The following is a 16248-nucleotide window of genomic DNA, read 5'->3' on the forward strand; positions in this document are numbered from 1 at the left end:
GGTGGGCATGTACAGAAGCGAGTACGGGCGAAAATGCGTGGATGCGGCCACAGCGGTAAAACTGGTCAAGTCCGGTGACTGGGTGGATTACGGCAATTTTCTCTGCAGCCCCGTGGACCTGGATGAGGCCCTTGCCCATCGCGCCGGGGAGCTTGAGGCGGTGAAGGTGCGCGGGGTGGGGTACCCGGGGATTCCCAAGGTGGCCCTGGCCGATCCTTCGGGCAGAAGCTTCAACTACAACAGCTTTCATTTCAGCGGTGGTGAGCGGTATCTCCACGACAGGGGCGGCTGCAGCTACATCCCGGTTCTCTACCACGAGGGCAACCAGATCTACGATGACGGGGACCTGACCACCGATGTGTTCATGGTTCAGGTGGCGCCCATGGACGATTCCGGGTTTTTCAACTTCGGCATCGCCAACTCCTGTCAGTACAGCCAGCTCCGCAAGGCAAAGACGGTGATCGTTGAGGTGAATGACAACATGCCGGTTTGCTACGGCGGGTATGGCGAGGCCGTGCATATCTCCGAGGTGGACTATGTGGTCCAGGGGACCAACACGGAGCTGGTCTCCCTGCCCCGCACCCCCATATCCGATGTGGACCGGGCCATCGCCCGGCATGTGGTGGAACAGATTGAAGACGGTTCCTGCCTGCAGCTCGGCATCGGGAGCCTTCCCAATGTCATCGGCAAGATGATCGCCGATTCGGACATCAAGAATCTCGGGGTTCACACGGAGATGCTGGTGGACGCCTATGTGGACATGTACCGGGCAGGCAGGATCTCCAACATGGAGAAGGCCGACAACCCTGGGAAGATGGTCTACACCTTTGCCCTGGGCAGTGAAAAACTCTACAAATTTATCCATCGGAATCCGGCATGCGCCAGCTATCCCGTGGGATACGTCAATGACCTTCACCGCATCGCGGCAAACCCACGCGCCGTCTCCATCAACAACGCCGTGGAGGTGGACCTTTACGGCCAGGTCTGCTCCGAATCATCGGGGTTCAGGCAGATCTCCGGAACCGGTGGGCAGTTTGATTTTGCCTACGGAAGCTACCATTCCAAGGGCGGGAAGGCCTTTATCTGCCAGGCATCCACCAAGACCGACAGGGACGGCTCCGTCACCTCAAGGATCCGGCCCTTTGTGGATCACGGCACCATTGTCACCCTTCCCCGGTCTGCCGTGCAGTACGTGGTGACCGAGTACGGCGTGGCCAGCCTCAAGGGAAAAAGCACCTGGCAGCGGGCCGAAGCCCTCATCGGCATCGCCCACCCCGATTTCCGGGAGGGCCTCATGCGGGAGGCGGAAAAGATGAATATCTGGAGAAGGGAGTTGGTGCCCCGTGCAGACGTGGCCATGAGCCTTGCGGGGTGATCACGGCCCCGTGGGATGACGTAACCGGTCCCTTGCAGGGGCCGGTTTTTTCGTTTTTGGGGGCGTTGGGGAAAAGGGTTCGTTCCTGACGTACTGGATGTTGGTGGTGTGGCGGATTGTTCGGTGAAGCGCGGCTTCGGCTCCGGGAACCCCCGTGAGGAGGTCATGGAACAGGGCGATGAGCCCGGCCTTGTCCGTGTCGGTTTTTGTGTGGGTGGCGATGTCCCGCAGGTCGATGAAAAAACGGGAAAAGGTGTGGGGCAGGTCCGCGACCACCTCGGTGTTGAGGCAATGGGTCTCATGGTAGAGGCGGTGGTGGTTGCCCCCGGACTTGTGAATGTGAAGGGTAGCCCCGTTTGCGTGCGTGATGGATGACGATTTGTCGCACCCTTCAAGGCACGTTTTGTCGAATCGCTTTCTGGAGCACCCGATGACTCCCTGGTGCAGGCACTGGCGGCTGGTCATCAGGGTGACGGGGTGGTAGATGCCCATGCACAGCTCCATGCCTTCCGGTGGCACAAGGCGTTTGAGCTGCTCTTTTTTGATCTCCCGGGACACAATGGCACCGGAGCAGCCGAACTGCTCCTTGAGGCAGCGCAGGCCGAAGGAGTTGACGAGGTTGAAACAGCTCCCCGCCATCCAGGCAATGCCTTGCCTGAAGGCGTCAAAGGCGATGCCTGAGTTGTCCGTTACGATGCGGGCCGGCTTGACGGTTTCCAGAATCGCCCGGGCCGCGGTGTAGTCCTCTCCGATGAGCACGGGCGGGAACCAGGGGGTGAGCTCCGGGAATTGGTTGAACAGCGCGATAAATTCGTCTTTCCGGTTTTCAAGGGCCTCGGGTAGCTGGAAAAAAATCTTGGCAGGGGTGGCCTCGCAAAGGGGAATATCCCCGGGTGAGGAGATCACCACGGAGAGGACGGGCGGGGTATCCACAGGCTTTGGTTTTCCCGGGGAGGGGACCGCCACCGGGGCCACGGGTTCCCGGGAGCCGTTCAAGAGAAAGGCAACGCGCCGGATCAGGGCGGTGAGCTCCTTAAAGGGGAGGTAGAGCCCGGGGGCCAGGTTTTCAGTGTCCACGGCATCGACGCGGTATTCTGAATTGTCGAAACGCTTGAATTTTTCAAGGAGTACGGCACGGCTGAGGCCCCCGGGGGCGCTTGTGTCCCGCCTGGGGGCAAGGGGAGAGTCAGACGCCACGGAAAAGGAGGCCTCAGGGCTGGAGACCGACACACCCAGGGGCGCACCCGGCTCTCCATGGATGCGAAATGTGAGGGCCGTCTTTTCGATGCGGAGCTGGCCCACGGCGAGGCGGGCCCTGGCGGACAGGGCGGCCTTGTCCTCGTAAAAGCGTTCCCTGGTGCCCTGGGGGCAGGCGGGGTTTTCTTTGGACACCTGCCGGATGGAGTGGTCCCTGGGGTTGTCGATGAACATGTCCGAGGTGATCTCTCCGACCAGGAATCCGTTGGAAAAGTCGCGGTTGAAGACCTTGGCAAGGTCACCGGTGTCGGTGAGCAGGCGGTCTTGTTCGCTGAGGCTTTGAATCTGGTTTCTCCAGCAGGAGACCACGGTGTGGACGTAGTCGAATTTTTTGATGCGCCCCTCGATCTTCAGGGAGTACACCCCTGCCTCGGCAAGCTCTTTCAGGTTGCCGTAGGCCGAGTTGTCCTTGAGGTTCAGGGGGTACTCCCTGCCTGCGGGGGTGGTTTCAAACCGGTCCCTGCAGGGCTGGCTGCACCGGCCCCTGTTTCCCGATTTGCCTCCGAGCACCGAGCTTAAGTAACAGAGCCCGGAAAAAGAAACACAGTAGGAACCGTGGACAAAGACCTCGGTGTCCATGCCCTGCTTGCGGCTGGCGTCGGTGAGGGCCCTGATCTCTTCCAGGTTCAGCTCCCGGCAGAGGTTGACCCGGGTGGCGTTGAGGGCGCTGAGAAATCGGACCTGCCCCTCGTTGTGGGTGGTGAGCTGGGTGGAGGCATGGATGACCAGGCTCGGGAAGTGTTTGTTCAAAAGATAGAACAGGCCGAAATCCTGGACAATGACCGCATCGATGCGGGTGTTGACGAGGGTGTTTAAAAGGCGGATAAGGGCCGGGATCTCGCTTTCGACGACGATGATGTTAAGGGTCACAAACACGCTGCAACCGTGCTTGTGGGCAAGGCTGACGATGCCGGGCAGGTCCTCGGCGGAGAGGTTGGTGGCCCGGTCCCGGGCGTTGAATTTGTTCAGCCCGCAGTACACCGCGTCCGCACCGGCGGCAATGGCGGCTTTGATGGCGTCGATATCCCCGCCGGGTGCAAGTAGCTCAAGATCTGTCTTCATAAGGATGCGTCGCAACGTCGTTGAAATGGGTAAAAAGGCAAAGTGCCTGGGACGGTGTTTTTAGCACTGAGGCGCTGTCAACGAAGGGACCGGTAAGGGCCATGCAAACAAGCTCAGTTGCCTCCGGCGGGTCGCTTTTTGAAAAAGCTCCGCAAAAACGTTCCGGCAATCAAGGCGCTTCCTGCATTGATTCTTCTATGCCGAAGGCATGGCCCGCCAACATCCGCTTTGCCATGCGGATGCCGCACAGGCATGGGGTCGTTTTTGGAGCGCCGCACTTGAAGGTAGGATGATGAATCTTACTTATCGCGCCTTAGCCCTTGCTTGAAACGGTTGGCAGCCGTGGGAACCATCGGTGCCCTGTCGCCGATGATCAATTTAGGGGTTCTCTAATGGCCGGGGGCCATGTATAACGTGTCAAAGGCCGTGTGTTGCCGAAATAGGATCTGCGGCACGGGCCAATGTCCCCGAACCCTTCCAGAAAAACTATCCAGCAGGCAAAACCACAGATAAGGGTCCCCCTATGGCAAAAAAGCGAAAAGCCGCAAAGGCGAAATCCACCGGTAAAGAACAGAAAAAAAAGAGCCCCCAGGCCGCAGCCCCCGAGGTGAAAAAAACATCGGAACCTGCCTCCGAAGCGGGCCGGGCGTTCATGAATGCCCACTATTTTCTGTTTGTCCTGATCATCGTCGTGCTCGTGGGGTGCTACAACATCATCAGGCCTTACCTGCACACCATCATCCTGGCCATGATCCTGGCCGTGCTCTTTACACCGGTAAACAAAAAGCTGGAGGGGTGGCTCAAGGGCCGCAAGAACACAGCGGCGGCGCTTTCGTGCCTTTTGCTGACCCTGGTGGTGGTCCTGCCGGTGCTCTTTATGCTCCTGGCCATTATCCAGCAGGGCATCGACTCCTTTGACGCCATCTACACCTGGGTGGAAACCGGCAAGTACCAGGCCTTGTCAAACCATCCCCTGGTGATGCGGTTTGCTGAATGGGGCAAGGGCGTGCTCCCGGACATTGAACGGTTTTTCCCGGATTTTAATTTGCAGGCCCTCCGCTTTGACGAGGCCATCCTCAATGTCACCCGCACCATCGGCAAGGCCCTGTTGAATCAGGGGGGCAACCTGGCCGGAGGCCTGACCTCCTTTGTGGGCAAGTTTTTTTTGATGCTCTTTGCCTTTTTCTTTTTTGTTCGGGACGAAGAGGTGATCTTCGACAGCCTTCTTCATCTCATCCCCTTAAGCTCCAGCCAGGAATCCCGTATCATCGACAAAATCAAGACCGTCTCCAAATCCGCCCTTCTGGGGACCTTTGTGACGGCTCTTGCCCAGGGGCTGGCCGGTGGCATCGCCTTCTGGATTACCGGGCTCCCGGCCCTGTTCTGGGGTATTGCCATGGCCTTTGCGTCCCTGGTTCCCCTGGTGGGTACCGCCCTGATCTGGATCCCCGCGGCCATCTTTCTGCTGATCTCCGGGCACTGGGGATACGCCGTCTTCATGACGGTCTGGTCCGTGGTGGTGGTGGGCATGATCGATAACATCGTGCGCCCCCTGTTCATGCAGGGCTCAGCCGACATGAGCACCCTCCTGATCTTTTTTGCCATCCTGGGCGGCATCAACTACTTCGGCCTCATCGGTCTTCTGTACGGCCCCATTATCTTCGGGCTGGCCATGGTGCTGCTCTACATCTACAGCATTGAATTCGATGAGTTTTTGAATCATCAGGACAACAGGTAGGGACGACACGGCTGGGGAAGGGCGGCATGTCATTGCGAATGCCGTGTGAACCCGGTGATACTGCGAATCACCGGGATTTAGCGCCTTGCTTGCGATGGGGCTCCAGCAGGGCAAACCAGCTTTTTGCCAGGCGCTCATACTCTTCGATACACCCTTGGGCCCGGTCTTCGGAAAAGCCTGCGTCGGTTTTCAGGTCGGCGTAGGTTTCGGGATCGCTTCCGTAGACATGGCAGAGCGTGGTGTAGAACCGCTGGATATCCAGGCTGTGATCGTCTTGGAAATCTTCGTCGGCAAAGGTTTCGATCTCTTCACTTTCAAGGTCAAACAGGTCGGCGGCGCTGAGGGCCATCTCCGCACCATGCTCGTAAAACTCGATGAGCAACACGCTTGCCAGGCCGTCTGCGGCGTCCTCTTCTTTGCCGACCACCGGCAGCTCACAGGTAAATATCAGGGCGTGGGCAAGTTCATGAAACAGTGTGTGCATAAGCACATCAATCGTTGCCTCGCTTACGCTTACACCGGTTTCAGGATACCCTGCGTCGATAAACCGTTCTTTCACCTCTTGAAGGAAGGCATAGGGAACGACGATTTCCTGGGTTTGCGGGTCATACAACGGCCCGTCCTCCCTGCCGAAGACAAGGCTGAGGGGCACATTGAGGCTGAACTGGTCGTTGATGAATGACGCCACATCCTCTACCGCACCGGATGCCTTTACCTCTTGTTGGATGGCTGTTTCTTGTTTCCCGGAAGGGGGACCATAGATGACACGGGTTTTGTTCAAGGCCAGGGCAGGACTGACGGAGAGCAGGAGCAAAACTGCCACAGCCAGGGCTTTTCGAGTACGCATGGGGTGTCCTTTTCTTGGTTGTAGTGACGTTGATGTGAAGTGTAGGGGGTATTGGGGTGTTTGACAAGGGCCGGGCCGTCATGGGGAATAAATCTTTAACCGTGGTTTGGCTTGGCAACGGTTCACAGAAAGGAAAGAGCAAATGACTGACGACGCAACCGTTGAAACGGCAATCTCGCCCAGGGCCTCCTTTCTCAAGGACGTCCTCGTCTGTTCCCTGGGAGCCTACGGCGGCCCCGAAGCCCACATGGGTGTGTTTCTGGACCAGCTGGTGGCCAGGCGCAACCACGTGACGGAAGAGGAGCTGGTCGAATTGCTGGCGCTTTGCAGCATTCTTCCGGGGCCCACAATATCAATCATCGTGGCCGTGGGTAATAAGAAGGCGGCCCCTTGCTTGCCTTTCTCACCATGCTGGTCTGGGCCGCGCCTGTGCTGCTGATCATGACGGCCCTGTCGTTTCTCTATGCCCTTTTGGCGACGGCCCATGTGTCCCCGGAGATCCTGCGGTTCATCGGTCCCATGGCCGTGGGGTTCATTCTTCTGGCGGCCTGGCGCATCGGCAAAAAAGTTGTTACCGACAAGCTGACATGCCTTTTGATGGTTTTCGGCACGGTAAGTACATACCTTGTCAGGACCCCCTGGCTCTTTCCCCTGGTTCTCGTGGCGGGGGGAGCGGCAAGTATCCTTGCCTCCCGGGAAAAGGCGATCTGGAACAAACCCCGCATCAATCCGCCCTGGGGCTACCTGGCCCTGTTCCTTCTCTGCACGGCCGGTTCCCTCGTGCTTTCCCTTGCAACGGACATACGGTTTTTCAAACTGTTCGAGAGTTTTTACCGGTACGGGTACCTGGTGTTCGGAGGGGGGCAGGTCGTTGTGCCGGTTATGCACAGCGAACTGGTGGAGGTGAACCGGTACATGACCAACGGGGAGTTTCTCACCGGCTACGGGCTGGTGCAGGGCTTGCCCGGCCCCATGTTCAGCTTTGCAGCCTATGCGGGCGGCATGGCTTCACGCCACGGCTCCACCCTTCAACAAGTCATGGGAGCCCTTGCCGGTGGCATCGGGATCTTCCTGCCGGGCCTTCTGCTTATCTATTTTATCTGTCCCGTGTGGGAGCGCATCAAAGAGGTGAAAGCCATCAAGATCTCCCTTCATGGAGTCAACGCCGTGGCAGGTGGCATGATCACGGCTGCGGCGATTATCCTGATACAGGCCAACGGCGTGGGATTTGCCAACCTGGCCATGACCGCCGCCACCGTGGTTATTCTTGCCACCGGAAAGGTTCCGGCACCCCTCATGGTGGTGATGGCCCTTGTGGCAGGGATCGTTCCTTTCTGAACTTGTAACTATTCAGCTCCAAAAACAGCCTCCGGCGGCAAGGTGTGCCACCTTGAAAGCAGATAGCAGATGTAATTTGCCCCTCGTTCCTCGGGTCAAATCACATCTGCATTTAAAACGGCATTCATGTAACTTTTTTTTATGACCTGTTTGTTAAACTTTTTAAAAGTTTAGCCCCCGGCAGGGCCGCCGGAGGCATAAGCTGAATAGTTACCTGAACTTTTTGAAAAGGTTCATAAACAGGTTTTAACCGCAATTTGATTTTGCTCGAGTGGCTTGGTTTGCCGTTACGATTTACTGAATCGCCCGTGGCTTTTCTGGTACTTTGCGACGAGTCTGTCTCTGGAGGACGAGGTGTTGAGTGCCCGGGCGGATTGGCCTTGGTATTTGGACGTGGCATGTCGTGCGGTGCGTGCTGCCTTCATGAGGGCGGCCATGGCGTAGAGAAAGACCATACCGATAAAGCCGGCACCGACGGCCCCCGGGATCAGGGTTTTTTTCAAGGGAATGCCGACGGGGGGGAGGCGTGGTTCATCGGGGTGCTGGGGATCATAGAGGATCTCAATGAGTTCTCCGGTTTCTCCCGGGGGCCTGGTGGGCAGCCGTACGGTTTCGGTGTGGATGAGCTTGCCGTCAGGTGCCTTGCCCGCGCACGCTCTAAACCGTATACCCCTTCTTCTCTGGAGCTGTTGGTGATGTGGCTCATGATTTCGGCCCTTGTGGAGATCGCCCTGGCTTTGAACGCTTCCACGGACCGGTAGTTCTGGTAGTTTTGGTGTGACTCTCTGAGGCCCAGGCACCCGATCACTAAAAAGATACCCATGATGATGGGAACGATGCTGAATGATTTCATTGCTGCTCCATGGCTTCCAGGCCTTGCCGAAGAACCGACCGCTGGAAAATTCCTGAAATAAGGTATGTAGTATCCCTCAGCGAATACCTGAATTGGCTTATATCAGATTGCTCTTTCAGTGCAATGGAAAGGTGTGGACAGAAGGAGAGAAAATGCCTTGCGCAGGGGGGCTCGGGGTGATCAGGGGATCAGGTTACTGCATTCTTGTTTAAAAACAATTCTACTGTGTTGACGACATCTTCCGGCTTTTCCTTGTGGGGGATGTGTCCGCAGTTGCTCAGGATGGCCATTTCTGAAATGCCTCCTGCCTTGTGTGCGATGAATTCAGGAAACGCGGTGGAGCCGTATTCGTCGCTGTCGCCGTGGATCGCAAGGACAGGGCATCTCACCTCGCCCATGCAGGCGTCCAGGCTCCAGCCGGAAAACGCACTGGAGAGCCAGATGTCGGTCCAGGCCCTGAACACCCACTCCCTTTTGGTTCCGTGCCATTTTTTCAGGCGGTCCATCTGGCCCGGCTCTTGGAACGCTTTCTGTGCCGCTTTAATGCCTGCCACCGTTCGATCCTCCACAAAGGCTTGTGATGCTTCGGTTATTACCGCCACACATCCCTTGTCCCGAGCAGCAATGTTGACGGCCATGGCGCCTCCCACGCTGTGGCCGAAAAGGATATAGTCTTCTAAGTTGAGGTGCTTTTTAACCCACGGAAAGTAATCGGTGGCTTCCTCTTCGATGAAATGGATGGAGGGCAGCTCATTTCGCGGAGTGGATCGACCGAAACCCAATCGGTCGTAGGCGATGACACACAGAGATAAACGCTCGGCAAGTGTAGGGGGAAAATGGCGCCACAGGTCCACGCATCCCAGGGAGTCATGGAGCAGCACCATGGGGACGGATGACGATGGGTTTTGTGGCGTCCATTTTTTTGCATGAAACGAGCCGGCATCCGTGACGATGCAGAGATTTTCAACGGTACACGTCATGCTGACTCCTAAAGGCCACGGAATCCTTAGGGGAGGGCACAAAGGCCAAGACCCTTGCCGGGCTGCCGGAGCCGCCCTTGACGGGCCAGCCGCCGATCACCAGCACGGTGCCGAGGGGAGGCAGGCGGTGCAGGCCGGTGAGGCATTCCAGGATCATGCCGTCGGCGTCGTACATGGCAAAGCTGGCGCCAAACTCCGTGTCGTTGCCGGGGTCTGCACCGTGGGTGTCCGTCCCAAGCCCCACCACTCCGCGTTCGTTGACGAGGAATTCGGCGGTGTCGGCGCCGAAGCCGGGCCAGTGCAGGGTCTTTTCCTTGTCTGTTCCGAGGAAGGCCTCAGGGGCGTTCCATTTGTCCTGCCATCCGGTGAAGAGGATCACCAGGCTTCCAGGCGGTACGTGTTGGCCTTGTGCTTTCTCCCAGGCCTTCAGTTCGTCGATGGAAAAGCGATGATCCGCATCTTGTTCGGCAATTTCCCGGATATCGATGACAACAGCGGGTACCACCAGCTCCCGGGCTTCAAACATTTCTGCGCTTCGTGCGCCCTTGATAAAGGTGTTCGGGGTGCCCCAGTGCGTGCCGCTGTGCTCTCCTATGGCAATACGATTGATAAAGTACTGATCTTTTACATAAGTGGCCCATGGCGCAATCTCAAAGGCAGGGTCACCCGGCCAGATGGGAATGTCCGGCGTCAGGGGCTGAGTTAAATCCACGATGTCGCCGTTGAAGGGGGAGGCGGGCTGCAACGCTGCGGGTTGGTGTGAAGCGCAGGCTGTGAAAAAAAGCATGGCTGCGGCAAGAACAGGGAGGGTGACGGAGCGTTTTTTCATTCAGGTTCCTCGCGTAGCGTATTTCCGGGTTAGCTTTTTGTGATCATGGAGGGGGTAACTTTGTATGCCCAGATGTACTGGCCCCCGGCAAGTCTGCCGGGGGCCATATCGACTCTTTACTTAAGAAATTCTCTACAAAACGTAAAGGTTAATTAAACGAAGCGGTCAGGCTCATGCCTGAAAAAGCGTTGTATCCGCGAATCCCCATGTAGTAGGTGCCTGCCGCCGGGGTGCTGACGGTGCAGGTTTCGTTGTTGCCCCAGAGGTAGGGGCGGCAGTCGTAGGTATAGGTGTCCGGTTTTTCCCCGAAGCGGGTGTAGAGGTCGCCGTCTCCGCTGCCACCGCTGATCTCCATGACCAGGCTCGACACGCCGGCCGGTACCACGATTTTGTAGTAGAGCCAGTCGCCCTGGGCTGCCGAAAGATTGGTGACGGCAACGCCGTTTTGGAGAACGGGAACGGTGTCGGGATTCGTGACCGTTACCGATGCAGTGGCCTGGTCCGTGGCGCCGTCGTCGTCGGTGACGGTGAGGGTGACGATGTAGGACCCCGCTGCTGCGTAGGTGTGGGCCGGGTTGGTGGCGGTGGAGGAGGTTCCGTCGCCGAAGTCCCACTGGCGGGATGCGATGGTTCCGTCGCTGTCCTGGCTGGTGTCGGTGAAGGTGGCGGTCAGGTTGCTGACAGCCGTGGAGAACGAGGCATCAGGGGGCTGGTTGGCCGAGCCTCCCATGTTACGGGTGTAGAACTTGGTCTCCAGGTTTTGCCCGGTGACCGTCAGGGTGTACTCCCCGGCGGTGATGGTGTGGGCAATGGAGACCGCGCCGTTGGCGTCAGTCACGGCTTTGGCAGAGGTGCCTCCCTGGTATAGGGAGACCGTGGCCCCTTGGACAGGGCTGCCGCCTGAGGTAACCACGCAGTCAAAGGGGGTGTTTCCCTGGGCTTCTGTGGCGGAGAGTGTTAAGGGCTGGGGGGATGCCGTGCGTACCTGGAGGGAGGAGTCGCCGAAGATGGTCCAGGTTTTCAGGGTATCCAGATCCGAAGAGGTAGAGGACTCGGCGTACATGAGGATGAGACCGTTGAACACAAGGGACCCGAAGGTGGAACGACCCTCGGTGGTGGAGGTGCCGCTTCCCGGGTTGGTGGTGTAGTCGTAGCCGCCTACCAGCAGGTCGTTCATGTAGTCCTGACCGCGCATGGGGGGCGTCCAGGGCTGGTTGATGGTGGCCATCACCGTGGCAACCGCCCCGCCTCCGCTTTTTCTCAGCCATGTTTCGGCAAAACATTGGCCACCGTTATGGAATTCCCCGTTGACGCAGGCCACGGAGATGATGATGGGGAGCTGGGAGCCGTTTGTCAGGGCATTGATATCGTCGTTGTTGAAGCCAGAGGTGCCCCACGATGTATGGGAACCATGGCCGGTGTAGTTGATGAGGGAGAGACCGCCGTTGACATACCCGCTGACAGAGGAGGCAGAACCACTCTCGGTACACCTCGTTTACGGTGGTGTAGGTGGTGGGCAGCAGCTTGTAATCCTTGATGACGTCCACGTGCTCGTAGTCGGCTTCGCCGTCGTCACCGCTGCCGCTCCCCTCACCGGAACCGATGCCCAGGGCCGTTGTATACCAGTTTGCGGAGAGTTGGGGCGTCTTCTCGTAATCAACGGCTTTGTTTATCTGTACCGTGACTTGGGAGGTATTGTTGGCGGAAAATCGACCGATGATCAGGTCCGGGTAATAGTCGCTGCCGGCCACGCAGCCCAGCATGGGGTCTGTGGGGGCGTTGGCCGAGGTCCCCAGCTCGGATTTGATGTCTGCCCAATCCCCCACCAGCTGCACGTAGAGCAAGGACGGGTGGGATGCGTAGAATTGGGAAATGCTGTTTTTGACAGAGGTGCCCGTGGCCACCTCCAGGGTGTGGACGGTGGTTCCTTTTTGCCGTTTCCATGTGACGTATGGGAGGATGACGGATGCATCGCGTGCCGTGTGGATCACGAGGAGTTCGCCTGCCTCTCCGATGGACCGGGCGGTCGGGGCATAGTTGATGAACATGTCGCGATAGATGGCCTCCATCTCCGGTGCCACAGAGCGCACCGGTGCGGTCAACGCGTTGGCACCTTCACCGCTTCCCGTGGAGAGGGTGACAATCACCGAGTGGTAAACTTTCAGGATGTTTTTTGTTCCATGGGCCCTGAAGGGATAGACGTGGATGTCCGTCCCCCGGACATCTCGAAGGATGTAGGGCTCGGAGGCCGTGGCAACCTTGTCCGGGTACCAGCGGCCCGTGCGTGCCGACAGCGCGGTTTCGTACGGGATGTCGGCAGGGTTCTGGTTACGGTAGATCACCCCGCGGGAGGGGAGCATGGGGTAGGCAAGGGGGATCTCCGTGACGTTCCCTGGTTCTACGGAGATGCGCAGATCCCCGCTTGCCGGAAGGGCCACGGATGCGTGGATAAAAGGCAACTCCGCATACCCCTTTTTCTTGGTCGTGACCTTGCCCGGAAAGAGGATCTCGGTGTAGATGGTGCCGTTTTTATCTACGGAGTTGAGGGTGTAATCCCCCAGGGTGAACTCCAGGACGATCTCCTGGGGGGTGGATCGGAGAAGGGATACGTCAAATCCGTCTCCCGCCTGGACAGCCACAGCGGAAAGGACATACGTGATGATGACCGCGGTAACCATGCCCAATCGTTTTGTCATGACATTCTCCTTTGCTTCAGTTGTGGGTGAGCCCCTCGACTGTTGATAAACGAGGGCTTTGAGTGAACCCTGAAAAAGGAGTACTCCTCTCAGGGATATATCCGGGAAACGATAAAAAGATCGGCGGATCAGGCCACAGGCCGGATCACAGGCGACTGGTAAATGAAGCGCGATATTGATTGCGATAAATCGGCGATAAATATTCGTAATAATGAGAGTGGATAAGGCAGGCTGTTCCAAATCCAGGGCCCTTCAGGTTGGGCCGGGTATTTCGCGAGAGTAAAGTTGACCGTATAGGGATCTATTTCGCCAGTCAAACATTTTGATGGCTCGTGTGAAAAGATTTGGATGTTTTATAATTCTGAAAAAATATTCAGTAGGATTATGAGCGTGGGTTGAAAATTCGGGCAACGATTCGGGCGGTTGAGCGGAGCCGTACCTCTTTGGTACCGCGTTTGGTATGTTGCTGTTTTCCTTTGTGTCGGTGCGTTTCAACGCCGGGTAACAGGGCCGTATCTCAATAGGGAGGGATTGTGTGTGCTGCTAACCCGGATATTTCATGAGGAAACGGCCATGCTGGATAAATAAACTGTTATTACAGGTTGTTGTTCGGGCGGTGTAACTATTTAGTTCAAAATCGCCTCCGGCGGCCCTGCCGGGGGCCAAACTTTTAAAAAGTTTGACAAACAGGTCTTACGAGGGACTTGGGACGACCTTAAAGTTATCCACAAGCCGACTCTTCTAAGCATAACGGATATGCCTCGCTTTCAGCCGTCCGGCCCCAACGGGGCTGGACGGCTGAAGGCGAGGCAACCGGAACGTTTTTGCGGAGCTTTTTTCAAAAAGCGACCCGCCGGAGGCAACTGAATAGTTACGATATTTTAAAAATGCAAAATGTATTTCACCGTTTTCTTATCGCGTTTTTCACCCTTCGGGCGAACCGGTCTAACGTGTCAGGTACCTTTCAAAGCTCAGCATCGCCCGTTGAACGGTGTCCGGCCTGAGGTATAAAAACAGGCCGCAGCCGTTCAGGGTGACGGTTGCCCAAAAAAGGGCGCGGAACGATTTTTTCCTGATTTTGTGGCGAAGCGATTCCTGGGCGATGATGGCTCCGGGCCAGCCACCGGCAAGGGCAAGCAGGTGAAGCGTTCTCTCCCGGGTTCGCCACCTGCTTTCCTTGGCAGCGGATTTGTCCAGTGCATAGGCCAGGAAGGCCGCGATACTTCCGCCAAGATAGACGGCTGCTATGGTCACCGACACTTCCCCGAGCCAGGCGGCCAGCAAGATGCCGAGCAGGAAGCAGGCGGCAGCCGTGATTCGCAATATTCCCATTGGCGACTGATCCCTTCTCACGGCAACGCCGAGATCTCTTTTACCCGAAAGTCGGTGGTGCCGATGGTTTGTGCCAGGTCGCCGAAGTAGAGGCAGAAAAGCTCATGGCTGTCCCTTAGGAAGAGGCGTTCACGCTCATGGGGAGGAAGGCCCTCGAACTCCCGCGTGTCGATAAAGGGCGGCAGCACCATGGCCACGTTTTGGGTGATGGACAGCATCTTATCCAGAAGAACGTCCGCAGGCGGCTGTGTATTGGAGTCTAAAAACCGATACACATGCTCGGGACCGGTGACAGCCCAGTCCGGGTCCATGAACACCGCGTCGATCATGGGAAGGTTCTCTAAGGTCTCAGGGTTCATGATGTCCCCGGATACAAAGGACACCCGCTCCGAAAGCCCGGCCCGATGGACGTTTTGGATGGCTTTTTCCCGGGTGGGCCCATGGATTTCAACGGTTGTCACCCGGGCCGCTGTCCTGGCAAGGGAGATGGTCGTGAACCCTGCACCGCTGCATGTCTCTAAGACACGGCGGCCGGAGAACCGCTTCGCAAAGTGTGATGTGAAGCGTTCATCGATTCCCATGATGAAGGTACGCTCGTCTGCGGTGTAGTCGTCGCCGAATTTTTTTCTGATGGCTTCCTGGCTGATCATCATATGCGTTGGATTTCCCATGGTATGCGTTTTTTCGAAGATGCACGAAACAGGCCGGGGGCTCAGCGCTGGGCATCGTAAAATGACGTATTCGATGGGTACCACAGGCAACAAGGTGAGGCAAAGGGGATTTCAGGGCCAACGCATTTAAAAATCCAGTTGCCTCCGGCGGGTCGTTTTTTGATAAAAGCTCCGCAAAACCTTTCCGGTAATAAATAGAAAAAGAAGATGGGCTATGCCCTGCAGGGACGAATCTTTAAAAAATAAAACCTGTTTGTCAAACTTCTTCAAACGTTTGGCCCCCGGCAGGGCCGCCGGAGGCCAAATTCTAAATGCGTTCGCCCCTGAGAAGGGAATTGTCTTAAAACAAAAAACGCTAAGGGAGAGGGCGGATGGAGCACCGCGAGTTCTCAAAAGGGCGCATGCCGCTCTCCCGGAGCGCAAGACGGTATTAGCTGTTATCATCCTTGCACGGCAGAGAGATCCCCAGGCAGATGCGTTCCCGCTCGGCATCAATGCTCAGCACAACGGCATCGATATCATCCCCTTCGGTGAGGTGGGAGATGGCTTCTTCACCATTTTCGTACGGGCTGTCTGAGTAGAATGTCAGGCCGGTAACCCCTCCTTCCAAGGTCACAAAAAGGCCGATGTTGCTCACCGATGAGAGGGTGCCCCGGACCCTGTCGCCTTTCTTATGGGTCTCGGCAAACTGTTCCCAGGGGTTGGGGTGGCACTGCTTAAGGCTCAAAGAGATGGAACCCTTATGCGCGTTGACGTCCAGAACCATGACCTCGATGGTGTCACCCACCTGAACGACGTTGCTGGGGTGAATGTTCGTGTTGGTCCAGTCCATCTCGGAGACATAGACAATGCCCTCGAAGCGGTCTTCGATTTCAACAAAACATCCGTAGTCCACGATTCGGGTGACGCGACCACGGACACGGCTTCCTTCCGGGCAGCGTGCGGCAAGGTCCTCCCACGGGTTCTCCCCGCATTGTTTGAGACCGAGGGCGATGGCGCCGCTCTCTGTGTTAACGCGCAGGACCATCACGTCCACAAGGTCCCCCTGGCTGAGCATGTCGGCTGGGCGGAGGGTCTTGTCGGTCCAGTGCAGGTCCGTGGCGTGGAGCAATCCTTTCACACCGTCTTCTAATTCCACAAGGCATCCGTAGGGCTGCAGTTGGGTGACGCGGCCTCGGACTTTCTGCCCTTCCGGGTAGCGGAGGGCAATGGCCTCCCATTGATTCTCGTTATTCATGGGTACTCCTGAATATGCGCGGTGCTGAAAAGT

General features: G+C 57.3%; 14 protein-coding genes and 1 pseudogene. 5 read left to right on the plus strand and 10 right to left on the minus strand.

The genetic code is table 11. From position 1 onward, the window contains the following. The first annotated feature begins 7 nt into the window (after window positions 1-7). Window positions 8-1375, plus strand: a complete 1368-nt coding sequence (locus tag ACOYW2_RS04270) for an acetyl-CoA hydrolase/transferase family protein (protein WP_482769513.1) — start codon at window positions 8-10, stop codon at window positions 1373-1375. On the opposite strand, the gene ACOYW2_RS04275 is transcribed toward ACOYW2_RS04270, so the two are convergent. Then, window positions 1376-3694, minus strand: coding sequence for a peptidase U32 family protein (locus ACOYW2_RS04275; protein WP_482769514.1), 2319 nt, complete (start codon window positions 3692-3694; stop codon window positions 1376-1378). A 523-nt stretch (window positions 3695-4217) separates the two neighbouring features. Between ACOYW2_RS04275 and ACOYW2_RS04280 the strand changes: the two genes are divergently transcribed. Continuing rightward, complete coding sequence (locus tag ACOYW2_RS04280; RefSeq protein ID WP_482417304.1) at window positions 4218-5432, plus strand: AI-2E family transporter; 1215 nt, start codon at window positions 4218-4220, stop codon at window positions 5430-5432. 67 nt (window positions 5433-5499) lie between these two features. On the opposite strand, the gene ACOYW2_RS04285 is transcribed toward ACOYW2_RS04280, so the two are convergent. Continuing rightward, window positions 5500-6279 (minus strand): DUF4344 domain-containing metallopeptidase, encoded by a 780-nt coding sequence (locus ACOYW2_RS04285; protein WP_482769515.1) that lies wholly within the window; start codon window positions 6277-6279, stop codon window positions 5500-5502. Between the two features lie 142 nt (window positions 6280-6421). On the opposite strand from ACOYW2_RS04285, the gene ACOYW2_RS04290 reads away from it, so the two are divergent. The 3 genes from ACOYW2_RS04290 to ACOYW2_RS04300 all read left to right on the plus strand — a co-directional run bounded on the left by ACOYW2_RS04290 (window position 6422) and on the right by ACOYW2_RS04300 (window position 8378). Further along, a complete protein-coding gene (locus tag ACOYW2_RS04290) occupies window positions 6422-6718 on the plus strand; it encodes a chromate transporter (protein WP_482769516.1) in 297 nt (98 codons plus the stop codon). Beyond that, the gene (locus tag ACOYW2_RS04295; protein ID WP_482769517.1) at window positions 6670-7617 is read left to right on the plus strand and encodes a chromate transporter; all 948 of its coding nucleotides are present in this window, start codon (window positions 6670-6672) and stop codon (window positions 7615-7617) included. The genes ACOYW2_RS04290 and ACOYW2_RS04295 overlap by 49 nt, the downstream gene beginning before the upstream one ends. Before the next feature lie 398 nt (window positions 7618-8015). Continuing rightward, on the plus strand, window positions 8016-8378 hold the full coding sequence (locus ACOYW2_RS04300; protein ID WP_482769518.1) for a hypothetical protein: 363 nt from the start codon (window positions 8016-8018) through the stop codon (window positions 8376-8378). A gap of 280 nt (window positions 8379-8658) precedes the next feature. Here the strand turns inward: ACOYW2_RS04300 and ACOYW2_RS04305 are convergent, their stop codons facing one another. The 8 genes and pseudogenes from ACOYW2_RS04305 to ACOYW2_RS04340 all read right to left on the minus strand — a co-directional run bounded on the left by ACOYW2_RS04305 (window position 8659) and on the right by ACOYW2_RS04340 (window position 16215). Further along, complete coding sequence (locus tag ACOYW2_RS04305; protein ID WP_482769519.1) at window positions 8659-9450, minus strand: alpha/beta fold hydrolase; 792 nt, start codon at window positions 9448-9450, stop codon at window positions 8659-8661. Further along, a complete protein-coding gene (locus ACOYW2_RS04310) occupies window positions 9434-10279 on the minus strand; it encodes a cyclase family protein (RefSeq protein WP_482769520.1) in 846 nt (281 codons plus the stop codon). The genes ACOYW2_RS04305 and ACOYW2_RS04310 overlap by 17 nt, the downstream gene beginning before the upstream one ends. A gap of 148 nt (window positions 10280-10427) precedes the next feature. Further along, window positions 10428-11342 carry a PKD domain-containing protein gene (locus ACOYW2_RS04315; RefSeq protein WP_482770977.1) on the minus strand — a complete coding sequence of 305 codons (915 nt, stop codon included), beginning with the start codon at window positions 11340-11342 and terminating at the stop codon, window positions 10428-10430. Continuing rightward, window positions 11325-11690 (minus strand): annotated as a pseudogene (locus ACOYW2_RS04320) (C25 family cysteine peptidase); the annotation flags it as partial. The pseudogene ACOYW2_RS04320 and the gene ACOYW2_RS04315, both read right to left, overlap by 18 nt. After that, a complete protein-coding gene (locus ACOYW2_RS04325) occupies window positions 11572-12975 on the minus strand; it encodes a C25 family peptidase propeptide domain-containing protein (RefSeq protein WP_482769521.1) in 1404 nt (467 codons plus the stop codon). The pseudogene ACOYW2_RS04320 and the gene ACOYW2_RS04325, both read right to left, overlap by 119 nt. 945 nt (window positions 12976-13920) lie before the next feature. Next, a complete protein-coding gene (locus tag ACOYW2_RS04330) occupies window positions 13921-14307 on the minus strand; it encodes a DUF1294 domain-containing protein (RefSeq protein ID WP_482769522.1) in 387 nt (128 codons plus the stop codon). A gap of 17 nt (window positions 14308-14324) precedes the next feature. Beyond that, complete coding sequence (locus tag ACOYW2_RS04335; protein ID WP_482769523.1) at window positions 14325-14960, minus strand: O-methyltransferase; 636 nt, start codon at window positions 14958-14960, stop codon at window positions 14325-14327. 448 nt (window positions 14961-15408) lie between these two features. Beyond that, a complete protein-coding gene (locus tag ACOYW2_RS04340; protein ID WP_482769524.1) occupies window positions 15409-16215 on the minus strand; it encodes a S1 RNA-binding domain-containing protein in 807 nt (268 codons plus the stop codon). Window positions 16216-16248 lie beyond the last annotated feature (33 nt).

The sequence above is a fragment of the Desulfoluna sp. CLI2B genome (genome assembly GCF_056847375.1).